21 protein-coding genes and 3 tRNA genes are annotated in these 22,300 nt (G+C 68.9%); 13 read left to right on the top strand and 11 right to left on the bottom strand.

Annotated elements, in window-relative coordinates; all coding sequences use genetic code 11:
* From F6J84_RS01035 to F6J84_RS01050, 4 genes are read left to right on the top strand one after another with little or no spacing between them, the layout of a single operon-like run.
* The gene (locus tag F6J84_RS01035) at positions 1 to 810 is read left to right on the top strand and encodes an ABC transporter permease (RefSeq protein WP_150970668.1); all 810 of its coding nucleotides are present in this window, start codon (positions 1 to 3) and stop codon (positions 808 to 810) included.
* The gene (locus F6J84_RS01040; protein ID WP_150970669.1) at positions 807 to 1,619 is read left to right on the top strand and encodes an ABC transporter ATP-binding protein; all 813 of its coding nucleotides are present in this window, start codon (positions 807 to 809) and stop codon (positions 1,617 to 1,619) included. Before F6J84_RS01035 ends, F6J84_RS01040 begins: the two co-directional genes overlap by 4 nt.
* A gap of 55 nt (positions 1,620 to 1,674) precedes the next feature.
* Positions 1,675 to 2,640: a fumarylacetoacetate hydrolase family protein gene (locus tag F6J84_RS01045; protein ID WP_150970671.1), complete on the top strand. Its 966-nt coding sequence runs from the start codon at positions 1,675 to 1,677 to the stop codon at positions 2,638 to 2,640.
* A 54-nt stretch (positions 2,641 to 2,694) separates the two neighbouring features.
* Positions 2,695 to 3,699, top strand: coding sequence for an amidohydrolase family protein (locus F6J84_RS01050; protein ID WP_150970673.1), 1,005 nt, complete (start codon positions 2,695 to 2,697; stop codon positions 3,697 to 3,699).
* Positions 3,700 to 3,720: 21 nt separating this feature from the next.
* Here F6J84_RS01050 and F6J84_RS01055 read toward each other — a convergent pair whose 3' ends face one another.
* Positions 3,721 to 4,641: a LysR family transcriptional regulator gene (locus F6J84_RS01055; protein ID WP_150970675.1), complete on the bottom strand. Its 921-nt coding sequence runs from the start codon at positions 4,639 to 4,641 to the stop codon at positions 3,721 to 3,723.
* 131 nt (positions 4,642 to 4,772) lie between these two features.
* Here F6J84_RS01055 and F6J84_RS15625 point away from each other — a divergent pair, with 131 nt between their 5' ends.
* The 7 genes from F6J84_RS15625 (at position 4,773) to F6J84_RS01090 (ending at position 13,368) form a co-directional block, all read left to right on the top strand.
* On the top strand, positions 4,773 to 5,777 hold the full coding sequence (locus F6J84_RS15625) for a VOC family protein (protein ID WP_150970677.1): 1,005 nt from the start codon (positions 4,773 to 4,775) through the stop codon (positions 5,775 to 5,777).
* Positions 5,774 to 6,769, top strand: coding sequence for a cyclase family protein (locus F6J84_RS15630; RefSeq protein WP_150970679.1), 996 nt, complete (start codon positions 5,774 to 5,776; stop codon positions 6,767 to 6,769). Before F6J84_RS15625 ends, F6J84_RS15630 begins: the two co-directional genes overlap by 4 nt.
* 52 nt (positions 6,770 to 6,821) lie before the next feature.
* Positions 6,822 to 7,961: an FAD-dependent monooxygenase gene (locus F6J84_RS01070; protein ID WP_150970681.1), complete on the top strand. Its 1,140-nt coding sequence runs from the start codon at positions 6,822 to 6,824 to the stop codon at positions 7,959 to 7,961.
* 20 nt (positions 7,962 to 7,981) lie between these two features.
* Positions 7,982 to 8,971 carry a fumarylacetoacetate hydrolase family protein gene (locus tag F6J84_RS01075; RefSeq protein WP_150970683.1) on the top strand — a complete coding sequence of 330 codons (990 nt, stop codon included), beginning with the start codon at positions 7,982 to 7,984 and terminating at the stop codon, positions 8,969 to 8,971.
* A 350-nt stretch (positions 8,972 to 9,321) separates the two neighbouring features.
* Positions 9,322 to 9,867: a dihydrofolate reductase family protein gene (locus tag F6J84_RS01080; RefSeq protein ID WP_150970685.1), complete on the top strand. Its 546-nt coding sequence runs from the start codon at positions 9,322 to 9,324 to the stop codon at positions 9,865 to 9,867.
* A 68-nt stretch (positions 9,868 to 9,935) separates the two neighbouring features.
* Positions 9,936 to 12,527 carry a DUF4062 domain-containing protein gene (locus tag F6J84_RS01085; RefSeq protein WP_150970687.1) on the top strand — a complete coding sequence of 864 codons (2,592 nt, stop codon included), beginning with the start codon at positions 9,936 to 9,938 and terminating at the stop codon, positions 12,525 to 12,527.
* A complete protein-coding gene (locus F6J84_RS01090; protein WP_150970689.1) occupies positions 12,511 to 13,368 on the top strand; it encodes a hypothetical protein in 858 nt (285 codons plus the stop codon). Before F6J84_RS01085 ends, F6J84_RS01090 begins: the two co-directional genes overlap by 17 nt.
* A 117-nt stretch (positions 13,369 to 13,485) precedes the next feature.
* Here F6J84_RS01090 and gadC read toward each other — a convergent pair whose 3' ends face one another.
* Both gadC and gad read right to left on the bottom strand, forming a co-directional pair.
* Positions 13,486 to 15,084, bottom strand: a complete 1,599-nt coding sequence (gene gadC, locus F6J84_RS01095) for a glutamate/gamma-aminobutyrate antiporter GadC (RefSeq protein WP_150970690.1) — start codon at positions 15,082 to 15,084, stop codon at positions 13,486 to 13,488.
* A gap of 9 nt (positions 15,085 to 15,093) precedes the next feature.
* Positions 15,094 to 16,467 carry a glutamate decarboxylase gene (gene gad / locus F6J84_RS01100; RefSeq protein ID WP_150970692.1) on the bottom strand — a complete coding sequence of 458 codons (1,374 nt, stop codon included), beginning with the start codon at positions 16,465 to 16,467 and terminating at the stop codon, positions 15,094 to 15,096.
* Positions 16,468 to 16,795: 328 nt separating this feature from the next.
* Here gad and bsh point away from each other — a divergent pair, with 328 nt between their 5' ends.
* Entirely contained in the window at positions 16,796 to 17,770 is a 975-nt protein-coding gene (gene bsh / locus F6J84_RS01105; RefSeq protein ID WP_150970694.1) for a choloylglycine hydrolase, read from the top strand.
* Positions 17,771 to 17,877: 107 nt separating this feature from the next.
* On the opposite strand, the gene F6J84_RS01110 is transcribed toward bsh, so the two are convergent.
* Complete coding sequence (locus tag F6J84_RS01110; RefSeq protein WP_150970696.1) at positions 17,878 to 18,372, bottom strand: DUF1269 domain-containing protein; 495 nt, start codon at positions 18,370 to 18,372, stop codon at positions 17,878 to 17,880.
* 212 nt (positions 18,373 to 18,584) lie between these two features.
* Between F6J84_RS01110 and F6J84_RS01115 the strand changes: the two genes are divergently transcribed.
* The gene (locus F6J84_RS01115; protein ID WP_150970698.1) at positions 18,585 to 18,941 is read left to right on the top strand and encodes a nuclear transport factor 2 family protein; all 357 of its coding nucleotides are present in this window, start codon (positions 18,585 to 18,587) and stop codon (positions 18,939 to 18,941) included.
* A gap of 50 nt (positions 18,942 to 18,991) precedes the next feature.
* On the opposite strand, the gene F6J84_RS01120 is transcribed toward F6J84_RS01115, so the two are convergent.
* From F6J84_RS01120 to F6J84_RS01150, 7 genes are all read right to left on the bottom strand, one after another.
* On the bottom strand, positions 18,992 to 20,245 hold the full coding sequence (locus F6J84_RS01120) for a serine hydrolase domain-containing protein (protein ID WP_238702552.1): 1,254 nt from the start codon (positions 20,243 to 20,245) through the stop codon (positions 18,992 to 18,994).
* Positions 20,246 to 20,417: 172 nt separating this feature from the next.
* Positions 20,418 to 20,840 carry an SDR family NAD(P)-dependent oxidoreductase gene (locus tag F6J84_RS15790; protein WP_150970702.1) on the bottom strand — a complete coding sequence of 141 codons (423 nt, stop codon included), beginning with the start codon at positions 20,838 to 20,840 and terminating at the stop codon, positions 20,418 to 20,420.
* The gene (locus F6J84_RS01130; RefSeq protein WP_150970704.1) at positions 20,755 to 21,342 is read right to left on the bottom strand and encodes a LysM peptidoglycan-binding domain-containing protein; all 588 of its coding nucleotides are present in this window, start codon (positions 21,340 to 21,342) and stop codon (positions 20,755 to 20,757) included. The genes F6J84_RS15790 and F6J84_RS01130 overlap by 86 nt, the downstream gene beginning before the upstream one ends.
* 16 nt (positions 21,343 to 21,358) lie before the next feature.
* On the bottom strand, positions 21,359 to 21,607 hold the full coding sequence (locus F6J84_RS01135) for a PLDc N-terminal domain-containing protein (RefSeq protein ID WP_150970706.1): 249 nt from the start codon (positions 21,605 to 21,607) through the stop codon (positions 21,359 to 21,361).
* 135 nt (positions 21,608 to 21,742) lie between these two features.
* Positions 21,743 to 21,815 (bottom strand) — tRNA-Phe (locus F6J84_RS01140).
* Positions 21,816 to 21,881: 66 nt separating this feature from the next.
* Positions 21,882 to 21,955, bottom strand: a tRNA-Asp gene (locus F6J84_RS01145).
* A 28-nt stretch (positions 21,956 to 21,983) separates the two neighbouring features.
* Positions 21,984 to 22,056 (bottom strand) — tRNA-Glu (locus F6J84_RS01150).
* Positions 22,057 to 22,300 lie beyond the last annotated feature (244 nt).

Here is a 22,300-nt window from a genome sequence, read left to right on the forward strand (position 1 = left end):
ATGAAGCTCAAAACCTATGGCCCCGTCGCCACCATCCTCCTGCAGGCATGGCTCCCCATCGCCCTGGTCGTGCTCTGGTTCGTCGCGTCGGCGAACTCCACGTCGGTCTTCTGGCCCTCCCTGTCCACGATCCTCCAGACGGTGGTGGACTGGGCGGCCTCCGGCAAGCTGTGGGGCGACCTCGTCTTCAGCTTCGGCAACTACTTCCTCGCGCTCGCACTCGCCATCGTGGTGGGCCTCGGCTTCGGGCTCGCCATCGGCCTGCTCCCCCGAGTCGGGCAGGTGCTCTCGCCCTACCTCGACTTCTTCCGGACGCTGCCGATCGTCGTGTTCGTGCCGATCGTCATCCTCGTGCTCGGCGTGGGCCGCGGCCCGAAGATCTTCCTGATCTTCCTCGCCTGCGTCTGGCCCATCCTGCTCAACTGCATCGAGGGCGTGCGGGCGATCGCTCCGAGCGTGTTCGAGACGGCACGCGGCTATCGCATCCCGCTCGGCCTGCGGATCCGCCGGGTGGTGCTGCCGGGGGCGTCGCCCCAGATCGCCATCGGCATCCGGCTGGCGGTGACCATCGGTCTGGTCATGCTGGTCGTGAGCGAGATGTACGGGTCGACCGAAGGCGTCGGCTACTTCATCCTCCAGAGCGGGCAGCGGTTCCAGCTCGCCGCGGCCTGGGGCGGCACGCTCCTGGTCGGCGTCATCGGATGGGCGTTCACCGCGGTCTACGTCCTCATCGAACACCGGGTGCTCGCCTGGACGCGCGAAGACGCTGACGTCACGCGCACGAAAGCAGTGAAAGGAGACGGCAAGTGACTCTTGAATCGACGACGGAGGTGGCGCTCAGCGCCTCTCACGTCAGCAAGTCGTTCGGCGTCGGCGCCGATCGGGTCGCGGTGATCGAGGACCTGCATCTCGACATCCGTACGGGCGACGTCACCTGTCTGGTCGGTCCGTCCGGCGTCGGCAAGACGACGCTGCTGCGGCTGCTCGGGGGACTGGCCACGCCCACGAGCGGAACCGTCTCGCTGGGGGGCAAGGTCATCACCGAACCGGTCGAGCAGGTCGCCGTCGTGTTCCAGGACTACCGCGGGTCGCTCCTGCCGTGGATGAAGGTGGCGCAGAACGTCGCCTTCCCGCTCGAGGGCCGCAAGGTGCCGAAGGCGGAGCGGCTCCGCCGTGCGCAGGACGCGCTCGAGGTTGTCGGGCTCGCGGACAGCGCGGACAAGTACCCCTGGCAGCTCTCCGGTGGGATGCAGCAGCGCGTCGCCATCGCGAGGGCTCTCGCGTACGAGGCGCCGATCATGCTCATGGACGAGCCGTTCGGGTCGCTGGATGCCCAGACCCGGTTCGAACTCGAGGACCTGGTCCTCCGGCTGCGGAACGACCTCGGCATCACGATCGTCGTGGTCACCCACGACATCGACGAGGCGGTCTACCTCGGCGACCGCGTGGTCGTCCTCGGCGGGCGCCCGTCGCGCATCGTCGACGACGTCGAGGTGCCGTTGGGCCGGGAGCGCAACCAGCTGACCAGCCGTGCGACGCCGACCTTCATCGAGCTGCGGACCCGCGTGCTCGAGGAGATCCAGCAGCACGGTCTGACCCAGCAGGTGACGGGCGGATGACGCCCGACATCAGCACAGGAGGATCCTCCTCCTGCGCATCAGGAGAGGGAGCACGATGACCGCCAACGGACCGGAGGCCCCCTTCGCGCTGGCCCGATACCGCGACGGGGAAGAGGTGCGCCTCGGACTGGTCGCGGGCAACCGCATCCGGCCGCTCGACGAGGAGGATCTCGGCGCCGCCGATCTCAACGGCTTCCTCGCGGCCGGCGACTGGGACCGGCTCGAGCGTCTCGTGGATGCGGACGGGCCGTGGCGGCCCCTGGCCGAGGTGACCCTCACCGCACCCGTCGAACCCCGTCACGTGCTGCAGGCGGGCGCCAACTACCGCACCCATGTCATCCAGCTGATCATGGCGGGCATCGCCAAGGCGGACCGGGACGTCCCGCGGGACGAACTGCGCGCCCGCGCCGAGGCGGCGATGGACGCGCGTGCCGCGAGTGGACGAGCCATCATCTTCCTGGGGCTGCCCGGTGTCGTGGTCGGCGACGACGAGCCGCTCGTGCTCCCGGACTACAGCGACGAGCACGACTGGGAGCTGGAGCTCGCGGTGGTGGTCGGGCGGGAGGCGTTCCGGGTGAGCCCCGAGGACGCGCTCGCGCATGTGGCCGGCTACACGATCGTCAACGACATCACGACGCGGGACCGCGTGTTCCCGGGAGGAGCCGGCGAGATCGGGGCGGATTGGTTCCGTTCCAAGAACGCCCCCGGCTTCCTGCCGACCGGCCCGTTCCTCGTGCCCGCCCGGTTCCTCGATCCGGGTGACGCCCGCGTCGTGCTCGAGCTGAACGGCGAGGTGATGCAGGACGCGACGACGGCGGAGCTCATCTACGACGTCGCCGCGATCATCTCGGATGCCTCGCAGACGACGCGCCTGTTCCCGGGGGATCTCATCCTGACCGGCAGCCCGGCCGGCAACGGTCAGCACTGGGGCCGGTTCCTCAAGGACGGCGACGTCATGACGGGCCGGATCACGATGCTGGGCGAACAGGTCGTGCGCTGCGTCGCCGAAACCCGTTCCTGACCGGCGCCCGCTGAGCGCGACCGGCCCCCATCTGAGAAGGAAGGGCGAACGCCCATGATCACCGATGTCCACGCACATGTCCTGCTGCCCTCGCTGCATGCCGAGGTGACCCGGCGCGAGCCGGACCTCGTCCGGGAGGCGGCGGAGCTCGATCTGCGCCGCAACGGTGCCGCCAGCCAGGCGGTCTCCGGCCCGATGGTGGGGTCCCGCATCCCCGCGCTGACGGACGTGTCCGCCCGGCTGGCGGCCATGGACGCGCAGGGTGTGGACCGGCAGTGGGTCAGCGCGTCCCCGAACCACTTCTATCCGTGGGCTCCGGCGGAGCTCGCCGCGTGGGCCGCCGCGGAGGCGAACCGGCTCGTCGCGGAGCACGTGGCCCACGCGCCGGACCGGCTCATCGGACTCGGGCTCGTCCCGCTGCAGCATCCGGAGCTCCTCGTGGCGCATCTGGACGACGCGGTCGTCCATCGCGGTCTGGCCGGGGTGGAGATCCCCTCCTTCGCCGGCGACGTGGAACTGTCCGATCCGCGGCTGGAGCCCTTCTGGGCGCGCGCGGCCGAATTGCGGGCCGTGGTATTCCTGCACCCGTTCGGCTGTTCCCTCGATGAACGGCTGGACCGGTTCTACCTGGCGAACACGGTGGGGCAGCCGGTCGAGAACGCCGTGGCGCTGTCGCATCTCATCTTCGCCGGGGTCCTGGACCGCCATCCCGATCTGCGCATCGTGGCCGCGCACGGCGGCGGGTACCTGCCCACGGCCATCGGTCGCTCCGACCACGCGTGGCGGGTGCGTCCCGACGCCCAGGGCTGCCGTCACGCTCCGTCCGAGTACCTGCGGCGCATCTGGTTCGACACCGTGGTGCACGACGCCCGTGCTCTCCGCCAGCTGATCGAGGTCGCCGGGGCGGACCGCGTCGTGCTGGGCAGCGACTACCCCTTCGACATGGGGCTCGACGATCCGGTCGCGTTCGTGCGCGGAGCGGATCTGGATGCGGACACCGCGGAGCTCATCCTCGGCACGAACGCGGACGGGCTCGTCTCGGCGGTGCGGGCCGGCTGACCGGCCGCCCGCACGTGGGCGTCATCCCATCTGCTCCGCCGCGGCCCGGAAGATGCTGCGCATCCACTCGTGCTCCGGGTCGTTGTCGTGGGCGGGGTGCCACCAGAGCGCTTCGATCAGCGGGGTGGCCTCGAACGGCAATTCGCACACGCGCACGCCGCCCAGGCCGGTGAGCAGCGGGGCGAGGCGGCGCTGGACGAGCGCCAGGCGATCGGTGTTCGCGACGAACAGGTGCAGGAGCGTGAAGCTCTCCACGATCGCTTCGAGACGCGGATGCAGCCCGAGCTGTTCGAGCTGCCGGCCCACCGCGGTGAACGACACCCGTGTCTGGTAGGTGAAGACCCACGGCATGGCCGACAGGGTCGCCAGGGTCGGCGCCTCCCCGACCACCGCGTTGTCCTCGGCGGCGAGGACCACCCAGTCGTCGCGCCAGAGGTCCATGCTCGGCCGGTCGGTGACGACGCCGTGCGGCAGCAGGAGTCCGTCCACCGAGGACAGGCGCGCCGTGACGTCCTCGATGGCGCGGCTGGTGGTCGGGACGAAGCGCAACCGAACTCCGGGCGCCTGCTCGCTCGTCATCCGGGATACCGCCGGGCCGATCATCGCGAGGGCGTAGTCCGATCCATGGACGGTGAACTCACGGGTGGACTCGCTGGCATCCCAGCGCGACTGACTCTCGAACACACGCCGCACCGTGCTCAGCGCGATGGCGGTGTGCTCCAAGAGCCGGGTGGCCAGTGGAGTCAGTTCGTAGGTGTTCCCCCTGCGCGCGAGCAGGGGGTCGTCGAAGTGCACGCGCAGACGCGCGAGTGCGGCGCTGAGCGACGGTTGGCTCATGTGCAGCCGCTCGGCCGCACGCGTCACGTTGCGTTCGGTGAGCAGCGCGTCGAGCGAGATGAGCAGATTCAGATCGAGACGGGACAACAGCGGATCGTCGGGCACGCCGGCTCCTCCATCGGTGCACGGGCTATTGGAGATTCTGATGCTAGTGATAGTGATTCTTCGCTTGTCGAATAATTCCACGGGCCGAAAGATGAAGTCAGCGCCTTTCCGCGCCGACGAAAGGATCAAGGATGATCACACTGCTCTCGCACCTCTCTTACGTGGCGCTGACGACGCCCGATGTCGAGGCGTCCGTCGACTTCTACGTCAACCAGGTCGGTCTGACCGAGGTCGGACGCGACGACGACGGCGTCTACCTTCGCTGCTGGGGTGACTACTACAGCTACAGCCTCGTCATCACCGCCGGCGACGAGCCCGCCCTCCACTCCATGGCGTGGCGCACGACCAGCGCCGAGGCGCTCGAAGCCGCCGTCGAGCGGATCGAAGCCGCGGGCTCGGTCGGGGAATGGTTCGAAGGCCGCGACATCGGTCGCGCGTACCGTTTCGTCGGACCGTGGGGTCACACGATGGTGCTGCACTGGGATGTCGCGCACCACCGCTACACCGAGGGCGACCTCGCCTCGACCTTCCCGGACCGTCCGCAGCGCCGTTCGCGTCTGGCCGGCGCTCCCCGCCAGCTCGACCACGTCACGATCTGCGCGAGCGACGTCGACGCCTTCGCGACCTGGTACCGCGATGTGTTCGGCTTCCGCATCATGGCCCGCACCGTGCTGGAGGAGGCGCCGATCTCGGTGTTCTCGGTGCTCACCACGAACGAGAAGTCCCACGACCTCGGCGTCGTGCTCGACGGCTCCAGCCGCGCCGGGCGCGTCAACCACTTCGCCTTCTGGTACGACACCCGGGAGGAGATGCTCATCGCCGCCGACCTCCTCATGGAGAACGGCACCATGATCGAGTACGGCCCCACCATCCACGGCATCGGCGAGCAGTCGTTCCTCTACTACCGCGATCCGTCCACGATGCGCATCGAGCTGAACACCGGCGGTTACCGCAACTACGTGCCGGACTGGGAGCCGCAGACCTGGAAGACCTCGCAGGGCTCCTACGACATCTACCGCAACAGCGGTTTCCCCCTCTCGCTGAGCGACTCCTTCCCGCCCGCGGACGGTCCGACGGCCACCGAGGAGGGCGTTCCGGACGAGATCAAGGCCGACCTGCTGAAGGGCCGAGTGTGAGCTCGCTCTCCGAAGACCCCGCCGAGCTCGACCGCACGGACGCGCTCGGCGAGGTCGTCGTCCGCGCGGAGGCCTACCGCAACTGGGGACGCTGGGGTGAGGACGACGTGCTCGGCACGCTCAACTTCATCGACGAACCCACGCGGGCGGCGGCCGCCCGGCTCGTGGTCGAGGGACGGACCGTCTCGCTCGCGCAGTCGTTCGACGAGGACGGACCGCAGCGCGGCTGGAAGAAGCGCAACAACCCGGTGCACACCATGACCGGCACGGGCCTCGACCACGAACGGAACCCGGATTTCAATCCGCACGGCATCGGCGGGGCGGACGACGTCATCATGATGCCGCTGCAGTGCTCCACCCAGTGGGACGGACTCGGGCACATCTTCGACCGGGGCCTGGCCTACAACGGGCGTCGCGCCGGAGACGTCGTCACCACTCAGGGTGACGGGGTCACCGGCATCGAGCACGCGGCCGCGGTGATCGTGTCGCGCGGCGTGCTGCTGGACATGGGTCGTCACCTGCGTCCGGACACCGGCGAGCTCGAGGACGGCTACGCCATCACGGCCGCCGACCTGGACGCGTGCATCGCGGCTCAGGGAGCCACCTCGGCGGTGCGACGCGGCGACATCCTCCTGGTCCGCACCGGCCAGCTCGCGCGGGCACGGCGCAACGGCTGGGGGGAGTACGCCGGTGGCGCCGCCCCTGGCTTGTCGATCACGACCGCCGGGTGGCTGCACCGCAGCGAGATCGCGGCGATCGCGACCGACACGTGGGGCTTCGAGGTTCGTCCGAACGAGTTCGACGAGTCGTTCCAGCCGCTCCACCAGATCGTCATCCCGAACATGGGCCTGACGGTGGGGGAGATGTGGGATCTTGAGGAGATCGGACGCGTGTGCGCCGACCGCGGACGCTACGAGTTCCTCTTGTCCGCACCCCCGTTGCCCATCACCGGGGCGGTCGGGTCACCGATCAACCCGATCGCCGTCCTGTAGCACCTGGGGGCGCGCGTCGCGCCCCCAGGCACCACGAACAAGGAGGTTCGACGTGCCAGCTGTCCGAAGTGTCGCCGTGATCGGCGCGGGAGTGTCCGGATTGGCTTCGGCCATCCGGCTCGCCCGAGCCGGTGTCGCCGTCGACGTGATCGAATCCCAGCCCCAGCTCACCGCGCTGGGCTCCGGGATCTCGCTGCAGAGCAACGCACTCAAGGCGTTCGCGGCCCTGGGCGTCTGGGAGGACGCTGCGGCCGCGGGCTACGCCTTCGACGGCATGGTCATGCGCGCGCCCGGCCCGACGGCGCCCGTCATCGCCCGACGCGCCGAGGGGGCGCTGGACGCCTCCGGGCTCCCGTCGGCGATGGGGATGCCGCGCCCGGCTCTCGCGCGCATCCTCTTCACGCATGCCGAGGCGGCCGGAGCGACCGTCCGATTCGGCATCCGCGCGACAGGGACGCAGGAACGGGGCGACCGCGTCGCGGTGCTCTCTGCCGACGGCGAGGTCGGTGAGTACGACCTGGTGATCGGAGCGGACGGACTGCACTCGGCCGTCCGCACGGGTCTCGGTCTCGAGAACGGTCCGCAGCCGACCGGGATGGGGATCTGGCGCGCCTTCGTCTCACGCCCGCCCGAGGTGGAGACGACCGAGCTCTACTACGGCGGTCCCGCCTACATCGCGGGGTACACCCCGACCGGCGAGGACTCGATGTACGCCTTCCTCGTGTTCGACGCGGAGAAGCACTTCGACATGCCCGCAGCCGATGCCGCGAAGCTCATGATCGAGCAGTCCCGGGCGTACGGCGGCCCCTGGGACACGATCCGCGCGGACCTCGAACGAGGGGATGCGGCGGTGAACTACACCTGGTTCACCCGTCACGTGCTGCCGGCGCCCTGGAACCGCGGCCGCGTGGTCCTGATCGGCGATGCCGCCCACTCCTGCCCGCCCACCATCGCGCAGGGTGCCGCGCAGGCGCTCGAGGACGCGCTCGTGCTCACGGAGCTCCTGACCGAGCGCGAGGAGATCGACCAGGACCTGTGGGACGAGTTCCACCGCCGGAGGGTGGCGCGGGCGACCGCGGTCGTCGACGCATCCGTCCAGCTCGCGGAGTGGCAGCGCGACGGCGAGGACCACTCGGCCGACATGCCGCAGCTGATCGGCGAGCTGTCCCAGCGACTGGCTCAGGCCGTCTGAGACGCAGAAGGAGACAGGACATGAGGATCGCACGCTGGACACGCGAGGACGTGGTCGAAGAGGGGTTCGTCGTGGGCGACCGGGTGGTCGCCTTCCCGGACGGACGGACGGTCGCGGAGGTGCTCCGCGCCGGACTCCCGGCGGCACAGGAGCTCGGCGCCCGGATTCCGGAGGGGGCGGGAGTGCCGCTCGCCGAGGTCACGCTGCTCGCACCGCTGGTGCCCGCCTCGGTGCGGGACTTCGCGGTCTTCGAGGAGCACGTGGAGGGGATGAGCTCGGATGCGGACGGCGTCAGCCACGTCCCCGAAGCCTGGTACCGCTCGCCCACCTTCTACTTCACCAATCCGCACGCCATCCACGGGACGGGCGAGACGATCCGCCCCCCGGCCACCGAGCGGCTCGACTACGAGCTGGAGGTGGCGGTGGTGCTCGGCGGGGAGCCGGGTGAGGACCTGGACGTCGCGACGGCGGCCGAGCACATCTTCGGCTACGTGATCATGAACGACTGGTCGGCACGCGACCTGCAGGCCGCCGAGATGATGGTGCGGCTCGGACCGGCCAAGGGCAAGGATTTCGCGACGTCGCTGGGCCCGTGGATCGTGACCGCGGACGAGGTCGCGGACCGGGTGGATTCGGATGGCTTCCTCGCGCTGCGCGCCGAGGTCTTCGTCAACGGCGTGCTCATCGGCCACGACCTCCTGTCCAACATGGGCTGGACCTTCCCCGAGCTGATTTCCTACGCGTCGCGGGCGTCCCGTGTGCTCCCCGCCGACGTGCTGGGCTCAGGGACCGTCGGTAACGGCGGGTGCCTGGGCGAGCTGTGGGGTCTGGCCGGTGGCGAGCTGACGCCGCCTCCGCTGGTGGAGGGCGACGTCGTCACGATGCGCGTCGAGCGCCTCGGCGAGCTCACCGGTGTCGTGGGGGCGAAGCGGGCGAACCCGCATCCGCTTCCGCCGGCACGTCCCCGTCCGAAGCCGCGGGCACGGAGCATCGCGGACCTGCAGCGCTGACTCCCGGGTCCTCGCCGCGGGGTGTCGCGGCGAGGACCCGGATGTCAGGTCAGGGCAGGTCTTCGACGTCGACCTCGTCGTCGTGATCGGGGGGTTGACGGGCACGCGGTGGTGGTGGCAGAGATCCGTGCGTCGCGGTGACGGTCGACACCGGCGACGAGCTGCGGCAGGGTGATGTGTACGAGCGCGGACGAGCCGGCGGTGTGCGGCCACACGGTGGCCGGGGAGAAAAGACGTGGAATCGCGCCCGGCGAAGGGCGGACATGGGCAGATTCACCTACGAGACGACGAGGGCGGACTTCGAGGATCGCCTGCCGGCGCACCTTCGGATCCTGGTCGGGTGATCGGCGATGCGCCCGCTCCGTTACTCGATCAACGTCACGCTGGACGGCTGCGTCGATCACCGTGAGGGCATCGCGACCGCCGAAGGGCACCGGCATGCGGCCGAGACCCTGGCCGGTGCCGATGCACTGCTGTTCGGCAGAGTGACGTACCAGATGATGGCCGACGCCTGGCGCCCGCCCGCCTCCGACGCGATGCCGGAGTGGACCCGTCCCTTCGCGCGCACGATCGACGCGGCGAAGAAGTACGTCGTCTCGAGCACCCTGCACGAGGTGGACTGGAATGCGGAGCTGCTGCGCGGCGACCTGGGTGCGGCGGTGCGCCGGCTCAAGGAGCAGCCGGGCGCGGGGCTGTACGTCGGCGGCGTGACGCTTCCCACGGCCCTGGCGGAGATGGGCCTGATCGACGAGTACGAGTTCATCGTGCAGCCGCGGGTCGCCGGGCACGGTCCGCGGCTCTTCGACGGATTGTCGGAGCCGCTCGATCTGACGTTCGTCGGCCGGAAGGATTTCGCGACCGGTGCGGTGGCGATGCGCTACGTACCGACGCGCTAGGTAGGGGGGAGTCTCCCCGGTTCGGATAATTCCTGGCCGCCCGGGGAAGATGGGGTCAGACTGGGCGAATGGATAGGCCGACGGCCCACGACTTCCGCACGGAACCGCGCTCCATCCGGACACCCGACCAGCGGCTTCGCGTGTTCATCAGCTCCACGCTCGCCGAGCTGCAACCCGAGCGCGCGGCCGCGCGGACGGCCGTCGAGTCGCTGCGCCTCGCACCGGTGATGTTCGAGCTGGGCTCGCGGCCGCATCCGCCGCGCTCGCTCTACCGCTCCTACCTCGAACAGAGCGACGTCTTCCTGGGGATCTATTGGCAGAGCTACGGGTGGATCGGTCCCGGAGAGGAGATCTCCGGGCTGGAGGACGAGTACCGCCTCTCCGCCGGCATCCCCTCGCTCATCTACATCAAGTCGCCGGCCCCCGGGCGAGAGGCCCGTCTCTCCGAACTCCTCGACCGCATCCGCGCCGACGATCGGGTCTCCTACAAGTCCTTCCGCGACGCGGAGGAGCTGGGGGAGCTCATCGCGAACGACCTGGTGACCCTGCTCGCCGAGCGCTTCGACGCCACCCGGGCCGGCGACGGCCCCGACCGTTCCGTACGGAGGGCGCCGATCCCCTCCGCGTACACCTCCATCGTCGGCCGGAGCCGGGAACGGGAGGAGATCCTCGGGATGCTGGGGCGTCCCGATGTGCGGCTGGTGACGCTCGTCGGCCCCGGAGGCATCGGCAAATCCCGCCTCGCGATCGACGTGGCCTCGGCGGTCGCCGGGGAGGGCGTCGACGTCGCGTTCGTCCTGCTGGAGACCGAGACCTCTGCGGACGCCGTGCTTCCCGGGATCGCCCGGGCGCTGGGTCTGCGCGACATCGCGCACGCCTCCGTGGAGGCCGCCCTGGTGAACGCCCTGCAGAGCCGGCGACTGCTGCTGGTGCTCGACAACATGGAGCAACTGCTGGACGCGAGCACCGACCTCGTCCGGCTGCTGAACGCCCTCCCGGCGCTCACCGTGCTCGTGACGAGCCGATCACCCCTGCGCGTCCGCGCCGAGCACGTCTTCGAGGTCGGTCCGCTCGACGTGCCGGCTGACGACGCGGAAACGGCGGACTCTCCGGCGGTTCAGCTCTTCAGCGAACGGGCGGCTGCGGCGCATCCCGGTTTCCGTCTCACCGACGCCGACGCACGGACCATCGCGCGGATCTGCCGACGGCTGGACGGACTGCCGCTCGCGATCGAGCTGGCTGCCGCCCGGGTGCGTTCGCTCGCTCCCGCCGAGGTCCTCACCCGCCTCGATTCCGCGTGGTCCTTGCTGACGGACGGGGCGCGCGACCTCCCGCCTCGTCAGCGCACGATCCGCAGCACGATCGGATGGAGCGTCGATCTGCTCGACGAACGAGCACGCATCGCGCTCGCCGCCCTCGCCGTGTTCACCGGTCCGTTCACCCGCGAGGCCGCCGAATTCGTGCTGGCGGGTGTCCCCGGGACCGATCCGAGCGCGCTCGATGCGCTCGCCGATGCGAGCCTGCTGCAGCAGCGGGAGCGCGGCGGTGTGCGGTTGTTCACACTGCTCTCGCTGGTGCGGGAGTTCGCGCTCGACCTGGAGGGTGGACCTGCGCCAGGGGAGGAGGGGCCGACCGAGCGCTGGGTGACGTACTACCGGGGGGTGATGGCGAACGCGGCGGGGCGCCTCAGCGGTGACGGGCAGGTCGAGTGGTTGCGGCGGCTCAACGCGGAGACCGAGAACGTCACGCAGGTCCTGCGTTTCCTCATCGATGCACGGCGGATCCGGGAGGCGGCGGAGCTCGCCTGGTCGATGTACCTGTTCGTCTGGATGAGCGGGATGCTGGGGCTGATGCAGGCGTGGATGACCGAGATGCTGGCGTCCGCCGAGCGGGAGGGAGTCCCCATCGATCCGCGGAGCGAGGCGGTCGGGCTCTACTACACCTCCGCGGTGGGGTTCTGGCAGGACCCGGAGCGCGACGTCGTCCCGGGACTCACCCGCAGCGCGGACCTCTTCGCGCAGACGGGGGATGCGGCATCCGCGGCGCTCGCCCGGATCTCGATCGGCCTGGCATTCCTGGCGAGGCCGGAAGGACCGGACGTCTCGGCGGCCGAACGCACCGTGGGTGACGCGGTCGCGGGCTTCCGGGACGGCGGTGACAGGTGGGGTGAGGCGATGGCTCTCGTCGTGCTCGGCCGCGTGGACATGATGCGTGGCGCGCTCGAGGACGCGACGTCGAGATTCGCTCGGAGCCTCGAACTCGCCGAGCAGGAGCACGAGCTCCTGGGTATCGCGATCGCGCGGCACCATCGGGGCTGGGTGCGGTTCGCCGGCGGGGACCTCGCCGGCGCGGAGGCCGATTTCGGGGCGGGCCTGGACGGATCGCTCATGCTCGAGCATGACGAGGGGGTCGCCTACGGGTTGGAGGGGCTGGGCGGCGTCGCGGCGGCGCGGGGCGATGCCGAGTGTGCAGGACTGCTCCTCGGATCCGCCGGGGCCGTCCGGCGCCGGACGGGCCTCGTGAACACGGCGAACTTCGCGCCGTACACCCCGCTGCTCGAGGCGATGCGGACGGATGGGCGGGGCGCGCTGCTCGACGACGCGCTCGCACGCGGCGCGACCATGGCCCCACGGGAGGTGCTCGATGCCGTCCACGGGTGATGCCGGGGGCAGCCGCGACGACCGGGTCCTGGTGGCGACCCGCATCCTCGCGCTCGTCATCCTGCCGTTCCTGCTCGTCGCCGCGTTCCTGCTGTACGTGTTCCCGGAGCGCACCGGTGAGCTGTTCGCCTGGCCGATCGACCCGCCGCTCTCCGCCTACTTCCTCGCATCGGCCTACGTGGGCGGCATCTGGTTCTTCGGCGCGGTCGCGCGGGAACGCCGGTGGCATCGCGTGCAGCACGGCTTCCCGGCGGTCATCGTGTTCGCCACGGCGCTGCTGGTGGCGACCCTGCTGCACCTCGACCGTTTCTCGGCGAACCTCTCCTTCGCCGTGTGGATGGTGCTCTACGTCACCACGCCCGTCGCGGTGGCCGTCGTCGCCCTGGTGCAGCGACGCTTCGCTCGCCGTGAGCCGGAACCGGGTGACGTCGTGGTGCCGGGCATCGTGGCCGTGGGGCTCGCCGTCATCGGCGCGGCCGCCTTCGGGTTCGGTGCGACGGTCTTCCTCGTGCCGGAGTTCGCCGCGTCCTTCTGGCCGTGGCAGCTGACTCCACTGACGGGCCGGGTGACCGGCGCCGTGCTGAGCCTCACCGGCGTGGTGAACGTGGCGCTGCTCTGGGACCGGCGGTGGTCCGCGTTCCGCGTCATCTTCCCCGCTCAGCTGGTCAGCCTCGCTGCGATCGCGCTCTCACTGATCGCCCGGCGTGACGACCTCATCTGGGGGCGGCCGGCGACCGGGGTGTTCGTGGCGCTGGTCGCCTCGGCGCTCGTGGCCTACGGAGCGTTCGTGGTGTGGGGCGGTACGCGGATGCGGAGCACCACCCGGGCGCGGCGTCCGTGACCGCCCATCCGTAGGACGGAGACCCCGACGTCCTCAGGCCGAGGACGCGATGTCGCCGCCGCATCCTCGCCGCGCGCCGGTGCTCTGCGGTGTAGCGACACGCCCGGGAACGCCCCGTCAGCCGGTCGAGTCCGGCGTGGACGCTGAGGAACCGGGCGCCGGTCCGCCGGCCGGCCGCTCGACGGTTCGCGTCGTTTTCGATCGCGTCGTCGCGGCCGCTTCGGCCTCGTCCTCGTCGTGGGTGCCGTGCTTCGCCTTGTCCGCGTCGCTCCGTCGGTCCCAGTTCGGCTTTCGGATCGCATAGAAGATGAGCGGCGGCACCCCCAGCAAGACGATGACGAGTCCCACGATCCATGGGTAGGCCGCCACGGGGAATGCCGTGAAGCCATCCGGCGGAACGAAGGCGAGGACGAATGCGGTGAGACAACCGAGGAAACCGACCCCCGCCACGAAGTTCATCGCCGGCACCCGGTAGGTGCGCTTCACGTTCGGTTCCTTGCGGCGCAGGACGATCGCCGCGGCGAACATGAGCATGTACATGATGAGGTACAGCGCCGCCGCCATGTCGATGAGCGCGACGAACGCCGCACTCACATTCGGCACGATGACGAAGATCGCCGCGAGGATCGTGACGATGGTGCCCTGCAGCATGAGGATGCCCGACTGGACGCCCGCCTTGTTCCGCTTCTGCAGCGCCGGCGGCAGGAGCCCCGTCTCCGCTGCGGCGAGCAGGCCTTTGGACGGACCGGCGATCCAGGTGATCACGGAGGCCAGTGCGCCGGCGGCGATGAGCGCCGACACCACTGCGGTCCCCCAGCCCAGGTCCCACTTGTCGAAGTAGGCCTGGAACGCGAGCATGATGCCGTTCGTGAGTCCGAGCTCCTTCTCCGGCACGGCGAGAGCGATCGCGATCGTCGGCAGGATGAACACGAGCAGGATGAGTATCGACGCCATCAGCACCGACCGTGGATACCCGCGACCCGGGTCCTTCATCTGGTTCACGTGCACCGCATTGACCTCCATGCCCGCGTAGGCGAGCACGTTGGAGACGATCAGCACGATGGAGGCGATGCCGGTGAACGGCGGGATGATCGCCGAGGCTTCGAGCGGGACCTCGCTCTTCTGCCCCGTGCCCAGCCAGATGAAGCCGAACACGATGAGCAGGACCGCCGGGAGGAGCGTGCCCAGGATCCCGCCCCACGAGCCGAGCTTGGCGAAGAGATTCCCGCCGCGCAGCGTGATGAGCGTCGACCCCCAGTACAGCACCAGGATGACGATCGCGGTGTACAGCCCGGAGTTCGACAGGGACGGGTCCACGAACACGAACGCCAGTGCCGCGGCGATGAACGCGATCTGCGTGGGGTACCAGACCACGTTCTGGATCCACTGGAGCCAGACCGCAGTGAAGCCCCAGCGGTTTCCGAACGCCTCCCTCACCCAGACGTACACCCCGCCCTTCCACCCGGTGGCCAGCTCGGCGGCGACTAGCGCCGTCGGGATGAGGAACAGGATGGCCGGGATGATGTAGAGCGTCACGCTGCCGAGGCCGTACACGGCCATTGCGGGAAGGGAACGCAGGCTGGCGACCACGACCAGCGTCAGCAGGGCGAGCTGGCCGACCCCGAGGTAGCTCGTGACCAGCTTGCTGGATGTGAGCGGATGATTCGACGCGGCCTGGGCCGCGGCATCCGAGGTCTGCTTCGATGTCGTCGACATGTCGTTGCCTCAGTGGTGGAACGCGGGGTGCTGGCCCTCGACGGGCATGGGCGACTCGAGGGCGTCGAGATACGCGGTCTCTGTCTCGATGCTCTCGAGCAGTTCGGCGGCGAGGTCCATGCTCAGCCCGTTCCGGACCACGATGCGCTGCACCGTGAGGTCGGTCAGGTCGTCCGGCATCGGATAGGCCGGCACGAGCCAGCCCTTCATGCGCAGCCGGTCCTGCAGGTGGTAGAGGTTCCAGTTCTTGGTGTGCCCGTCTTTCAGGTACCACGCGAAGACGGGGATGTCACTGCCGTCGTTCCAGAGCTCGAAGGCACCGATTTTGGCGATGCCCTCGGCGAGGTACTTCGCGACGTCCTGCGAGGCCTGCTGCACGGCGCGGTAGCCCTCGAATCCGAGGCGCAGGAACATGTAGTACTGCAGGAGCACCTGCGCGCCGGGGCGGGAGAAGTTCAGCGCGAACGTCGGCATCTGCCCGCCCAGATAGCTCACCTGGAAAACGAGGTCCTCGGGCAGCCACTGCGTGTTGCGCCAGACTACCCACCCCAGGCCCGGGTAGACCAGGCCGTACTTGTGGCCCGAGGTGCTGATGGAGTGCACCCGCTCCAGGCGGAAGTCCCACACCAGATCGGGCTGCAGGAACGGGGCGATCATGGCGCCGGAGGCCCCGTCGACGTGGATGGGGATGTCGAGCCCGGTCTTCGCCTGGATCTCGTCCAGCGCCTTGGCGATCTCGGCCACCGGTTCGTACATGCCGGTGTAGGTGACGCCCATGATCGCGACGACCCCGATCGTGTTCTCGTCGACGTACTTCTCCAGGTCGTACCCGTCGAGCGTCTTGTGCTCGAGGCTGATGGGGACGAGACGTGGCTCGACGTCGAAGTAGTTGCAGAACTTCTCCCAGCACACCTGCACCGCGGACGACATCACGAGGTTCGGTTTCGAGGTGTCCTTGCCCGCGGCGCGACGGGCTTGCTGCCAGCGCCGTTTGAAGGCGAGTCCGCCGAGCATGCAGGCCTCCGACGAGCCGATCGTGGAGGTACCGATGCTCTGTGCGGCGTCCGGCGCGTTCCACAGATTCGCCAGCATGTGCCAGCAGTTGTCCTCGATGGCGGCGGTCTGGGGGTACTCGTCCTTGTCGATCATGTTCTTGTCGAAGGATGCCTCGTACACCTGCTTCGCTTCGTCATCCATCCACGTGCCGACGAAGGTGGCGAGGTTGAGCCGGGAGTTGCCGTCGAGCATCGTCTCGTCATCGACGATCTGCTTGGCCGTGTCGGGCAGGGATTCCTGCTGCGGAATGGTGTGGCGGGCGAGGACCGTACCCTCGCCCGTGCGGGCGAACTTCGGGGTCAGGTCGTCGGCGTGAGATGCGTTCATGGACTTCTCCCATTCCTTTGAAGGACCACGGGTGGGCGGCCGTGACACGTTCGATATGGCCCGAGCACGAGTGCTCGCTGGTGTACCCGTGGCGACGAGAATAGGTCCGGCCGCGTGGCCATGATAGGGACGGAGGTCCCACGGGAGGGCGCCCTGCTCGGACCTGCGCACAGCACGGGGCGCAGGGTCGCGCAGCAGGTCGCGGAAGCCCCCGGCGGCGCCCGATCGACGCGTTCCTTCGCGGGTCATTTGGCCATAGCGCGCCGGTCCACCCGGACGTAGGGTGGCACGACCACGCGGGACGGACCAGCTCACATCGGAGGGCCACATGTGCACAGGAGCGAACTACACCACCCGGGACCACTACTTCGGACGGAACCTCGATCTGGAGTTCTCCTACAACGAGACCGTCACCGTGACACCTCGGAACTTCCCCTTCGAGTTCCGCAAGGCGGATCCGCTCCCGACCCACCACGCCATCATCGGGATGGCGACGATCGCAGACGGTTACCCGCTGTACTACGACGCGACGAACGAGAAGGGGCTCAGCATGGCGGGGCTGAACTTCCCGGAGAACGCCGACTACAAGCCCGAGGCGCCGGACAAGGCGAACATCACCCCGTTCGAGTTCATCCCCTGGATCCTCGGGCAGTTCGAGACCGTGGATGAGGTCAAGACCGCGCTGCAGACCATGAGTCTCGTCGACATCTCCTTCAGTGAGAGCTTCCCGCTCTCGCCCCTGCACTGGATCATCTCCGACCGGACGGCATCCATCACCGTGGAGAGCGTGAAGGAGGGGCTGAAGGTGTACGACAACCCCATCGGGGTCCTCACGAACAACCCGACCTTCGACATCCAGTCGTTCAACCTGAACAACTTCATGCACCTGTCGAAGAATCCGCCCGAGAAGCACTTCTCCGACGCGCTGGAGTTCGACGTCTACAGCCGTGGCATGGGCGCGATCGGACTTCCCGGAGACCTGTCGTCCGCGTCGCGGTTCGTCAAAGCCGCGTTCACGAAGATGAACTCCGTCTCCGGGGACTCCGAGTCCGAATCCATCAGTCAGTTCTTCCAGATCCTCGGCTCGGTCGCGCAGCAGCGCGGATGCGTCGAGGTGTCCCCGGGCAAGTTCGAGATCACGATCTACTCGTCCTGCTGCAACACCGACAAGGGGATCTACTACTACACGACCTACGAGAACAGCCAGGTCAGCGGGGTCGACATGCACAAGGAGGACCTGGACGGCAAGGAACTCGCCGCCTACCCGCTGATCAAGGGCCAGCAGATCCACCTGCAGAACTGAGCAGGTCCCCGACGGAGCGGTCCGGCCGCCGCGCCATCATCCATGCATGATGAGTGCGCGGCGGCCGGGTCTCCCGCTTCGCGGCGGGCCTGACGGACCGGCCCGTCTCAGGGCTGGCCGGCGAGGTCGTGGATGAGCTCCCGCTCGTCCTCCTCGGAGAGGGAGGTCTGCACGACGGTGCCGTGGAAGGGCGCGAGGGCGGCCGCGAACTTGTCCTCCGTCAGCTTGTGGGCGTAGACGACCACGGCCGATTTCCCGGACGAGACGGTCGACTGCACCCGGTTCCGGAATTCCGCATCCAGACTCGTCTTGTCCAGGCCCGCGAACAGCGCGCCGAACAGTCCGCCGAAGACCAGGCCGACGACGGGGACGAAGAACAGGATGCCGATGAGGGTGCCGAACAGCGCGCCGCCCGCCACCCCGTATCCGATCTTGCCCGCCGGGCCCGGGTACTCCACGCGCGTCTTGCCGTCGGCATCCACCTTCACCAGCGCGAGACCTGCGAGCTCCACCACCAGGTCGTTCTGCAGCTCCTGGATCTTGTTGTAGGCGCTCTCCGCGTCGGCCTCGGAGTCGAATGCGATCACGATCAGTTCAGCCATGAGCTCCTCGTTTCTGAGCCGCCCACAGCCACCCGCACGCCATGGGCAGCGGTCGGGAGCCGGCCACCATCGGCCGACCCGCTGTCTGTCGAAGGAGCGTGACACGGATGCGGATCGGGGACAAGAGTCCAAAGGGGCCGCGATCCCCGACCCTTCCGAGTGCAGGGGTCAAGGCCGTGGCGCACCCCTCGCCGAGGAGGTAGACCCGAGCCATGACACGCGCGAGTGATTGGCTCACCGGCTATGAGCGGGCATGGCGCAGCAAGGAGCCGGCGGACGTCCGGGCCCTGTTCACCGAGGATGCCGAGTACCGATTCCGTCCCGACGACCCCGAGCCCGTGGTCGGGATCGACGCCATCGTGGAGATGTGGCAGGAGGAGGAACCCGCCGAGCCCGTGTACGACCTCCGGGTGCTCATCGAGGACGACGATCTGGGCATCATCACCGGATGGGTCGACTACCCGGGCCACGAGAAGTACTCGAACCTCTGGGAGGTGCACTTCGCGCCGGATGGCCGTGCGCATCGGTTCGTGGAGTGGTTCATGACCCCGCCGCAAGCCACGGCGTGACATGTGGATCGGATGGATGCAGCTCGACCCGACGGGTCCGACGCCGCATCTCACTCGCTGCACGTCTGGGTGGGCACCTCGCTGACCGTCGACGGGAAGAGGGGGCGCAGCGCCTGGGTGACCTGGAAGATCTCCTCGCCGGTTCCGCCGTCGCCGTTGGCGAAGGCGACGAACACGGCATCCGTGCCGGTGAAGTAAGTGACGTTCGTGCCGTACCCGGGCTCCGCGCCGGTGTGCCCGAGTGCGAGGATGCATCGCGTGGCGACGTCCCGGTGCACCATCACCCCCAGCCCGTAGCCGAGTCCGTCGGTCTCGGAGCCGGGCGCCGCGGCGTACCGGGCGCGCAGCAGATCCGGAGCGATACCCGCCCCCGACCCCAGGGCCCGGCCCCAGGCGTGCATGTCGTCCAGGGTGGACACCATGCCGCCGGCAGCCCAGCTCTCCGCGTTGGACCACTCGATCGTGTCCGTGGGCTGCGGCATCCCAGGGCAGAACAGGCTGTACCCGTGTGTCGAGGGAGCTTCCACCTGCCCGTCGGGGGCGAACCGGCTGCGGTTCATGCCGAACGGTTCGATGATCCGGGCCTGGATCAGACCGGCGAGGTCGTCGCCGGTCTGACGCTCGAGGATGCGTCCGAGGATGAACGTGTTGAAGCCCGAGTAGCTGAATCCCTCGCCCGGGGCGAAGCCGGTCCGCGGCGTCGCCGCTCCGATGGCGATCACACGCTCCGGATCGGGACTCGCCTGCGGGTCCGCACAGATGCGCTCGATCTGCTCCATCCCCGGCGGGCCGATGCCGCTGGACATGTTCATCAGCATCCTGACGGTGATGCGGGAGGCCTCGGGGAACTCCGGGTACCAGCGGTCGATCGTGTCCTCCAGGGCGATGCCGGATGTGCCTTCGCCGATGATCTGCAGGGCGACGCTGGTGACGATGCTCTTGGTGATGCTGCCGATCTTCTGCTGGTTGCCCGCTTTCATCGGCTCGCCGGTCTCGAGGTTCGCCGTCCCGCGCGATGCCACCCACTCGCCATGGCCGGGGATCCAGAGTCCGACGAGGATGCCGGGAAGCTGGGTCGCGCCGAACGATTCGTCCAGCGCCGCCTCCAGCGCGGTCACGAGCTCGGGGTCCATCGACGAACCGGGTGTCCGACCCTGGCCGGTCGGAGTCGGTGAGGCATCCGACGCTGCCGGCGCCGTCACGCATGCGGTGAGGCCGGTGCACAGGGCCGCGGCGGCGGCCAGCCCGATCACCGTGCGGAGGAGGGATCGGCGGCCACCGTCCCGGTCGACCCGTCGTGACATCCGCATCCGCGCCCCCCCCCGGTCCTGTCGGTCGTACCTCCAGGATCTGGCCCTCAACCTATCCACGATGACGACGGCGCGATACCCCGCACGGCGCAGTGGGTAGCGCGGCGTCTCGCCGGCCCGGTCGGCCGGCGACGGAGCCGTCAGATCGCGGTGTAGCCGCCGTCGATCAGATACTTCTGCACGAGGGCGTCGTACGCCTCTCGCGGGAGCGCCTCCAGGAGGGGGTGTCCATGTAGCCCGGATGGACCGAGTTGATCCGCACTCCCTGCGCGGCATACGCGGCTCGCGCCGACTTCGTCATGCCCGCGACGCCGTGCTTGGCGGCCGCGTACGGGGCCGCCGTCGGCTCGCCGACCACGCCCAGGATCGACGACGTGTTGACGGTCGCGCCGCCGCCGGCCGCGATGATCGCGGGATCTCGTACCGCTGACGGGCAGCCGCGAAGGCGGCAGGGGCGCGCTCGAATGACGACGGCAGCCGGGCAGACCGTGAGGATCCGGTGGCTACTCGTCGTAGGGATAGACGAACTCGAAGTCGGGGACGGCTTCGGGGTTGAGGACGAGTACCTGGCCCGGCTGGATCGCCTCATAGCCTTTGAGACCGTTCAACAGGGGGACCGCATTGCCGTTGTTGAGGCAGAACCGGTCGCCGATCGCCCACGGGGAGTCGCCGGGTTCGACGGTGTATGTCGCGATGCGGCCGTCCGCCGCATAACCGACATCACCGACCGCGAACTCCCGCGGCCCCATGTCGACGAGGTCGGGGCCGAGGAGGCTCGCGCGCCAGGGGCTGCCGTCGTCCCTCGTGATGTTGATGAACGACGATGCCGTGCAGTCGCCGGGACCGCCCGCGGGGATGGAGACGCCTTCGCCGATGTCCACATAGCCTTCGGGAAGCTCGGCGGTCGAGGCCGCCCGCTGTCCGGCGGGTTCCGACTCGGGTTCGGGCTCTTCGAGCAGCTTCGCTGTGTTGCTGCCCAGGGCTTGCGCGGTGGTGACGACTGACGACACCGCCGGGAGCGCGAGGGCGAAGAGGCCGACGACCGCCAGGCCGGCAACCCCCCAGCTGATCTTCTTCGTCGTGCTGTTCACGATCCTCCCCGCTCGGCTAGGTCTGCTGGCGGGCGCGCTCTGTCGAGGCCGACCGCCGTCCGATCGACAACCAGGCGATAGGCCCGAGCACGGGAAGAAGGAGCGTGACCAGGGTCCACCCCAACGCCTGAGCTGAGGTCAGGCGCTTGGCTGAGCGGGCGAGCGAGATCAGAGCCACAACGACAAGGCAGATCGTGAGCGCCGTGATCGTCGACCAGGCGATGTCGTACCCGGCTGGAAGCAGAGGATTCTGCAGGTCGCGCATGCTCCCAACCTATGAGACGGCGCGAGGGGAAGGCCAGAGTGAGATGCGTCGGGACGGTCCGGAGGGGAAAAGCAAAACCCCCGCCATGTAGAAGCTAGGCGAGGGTTTCTGGGATCACTGTAATGATGATCCTTGTGGCTCCGACCGGCATCGATCCGGTGACCTTTCGATTTTCAGTCGAACGCTCTACCAACTGAGCTACAGAGCCGCGCGGCACGAATGTCGCGCCCGAGACGAAAGGCCCTCTCCAGAAGAAAGGGCCCGTCGCTCAGAGCGACCCTGACGGGACTTGAACCCGCGACCTCCGCCGTGACAGGGCGGCACGCTAACCAACTGCGCTACAGGGCCTTGATGTATTCAATTGTATGTCGGTGAGTGACCCCAACGGGATTCGAACCCGTGCTACCGCCGTGAAAGGGCGGCGTCCTAGGCCGCTAAACGATGGGGCCGAGCGAACCCGGTGGGCTCACGCTTACCGAAGGTCAAGCATACGCATCCCTCCGCCGTTGCGCCAAATCGAGATCGCGGCCGTGTCCGCGCGCCGCCCGCGCCATGGGCTGAGACGGAGGGAGGATGACGCGAGCACGCCTTCGCCCTCAGGTGACGAAAACGCCCCGGACCGGGCAAAACTGTTGCGCATGTGAGTGAAGTTGTTACTGTGTTCAAAGTTGTGCTGTACGGAGAGGCTCCTGT

It is taken from the genome of Microbacterium caowuchunii, assembly GCF_008727755.1.
Lineage (GTDB): Bacteria > Actinomycetota > Actinomycetes > Actinomycetales > Microbacteriaceae > Microbacterium > Microbacterium caowuchunii.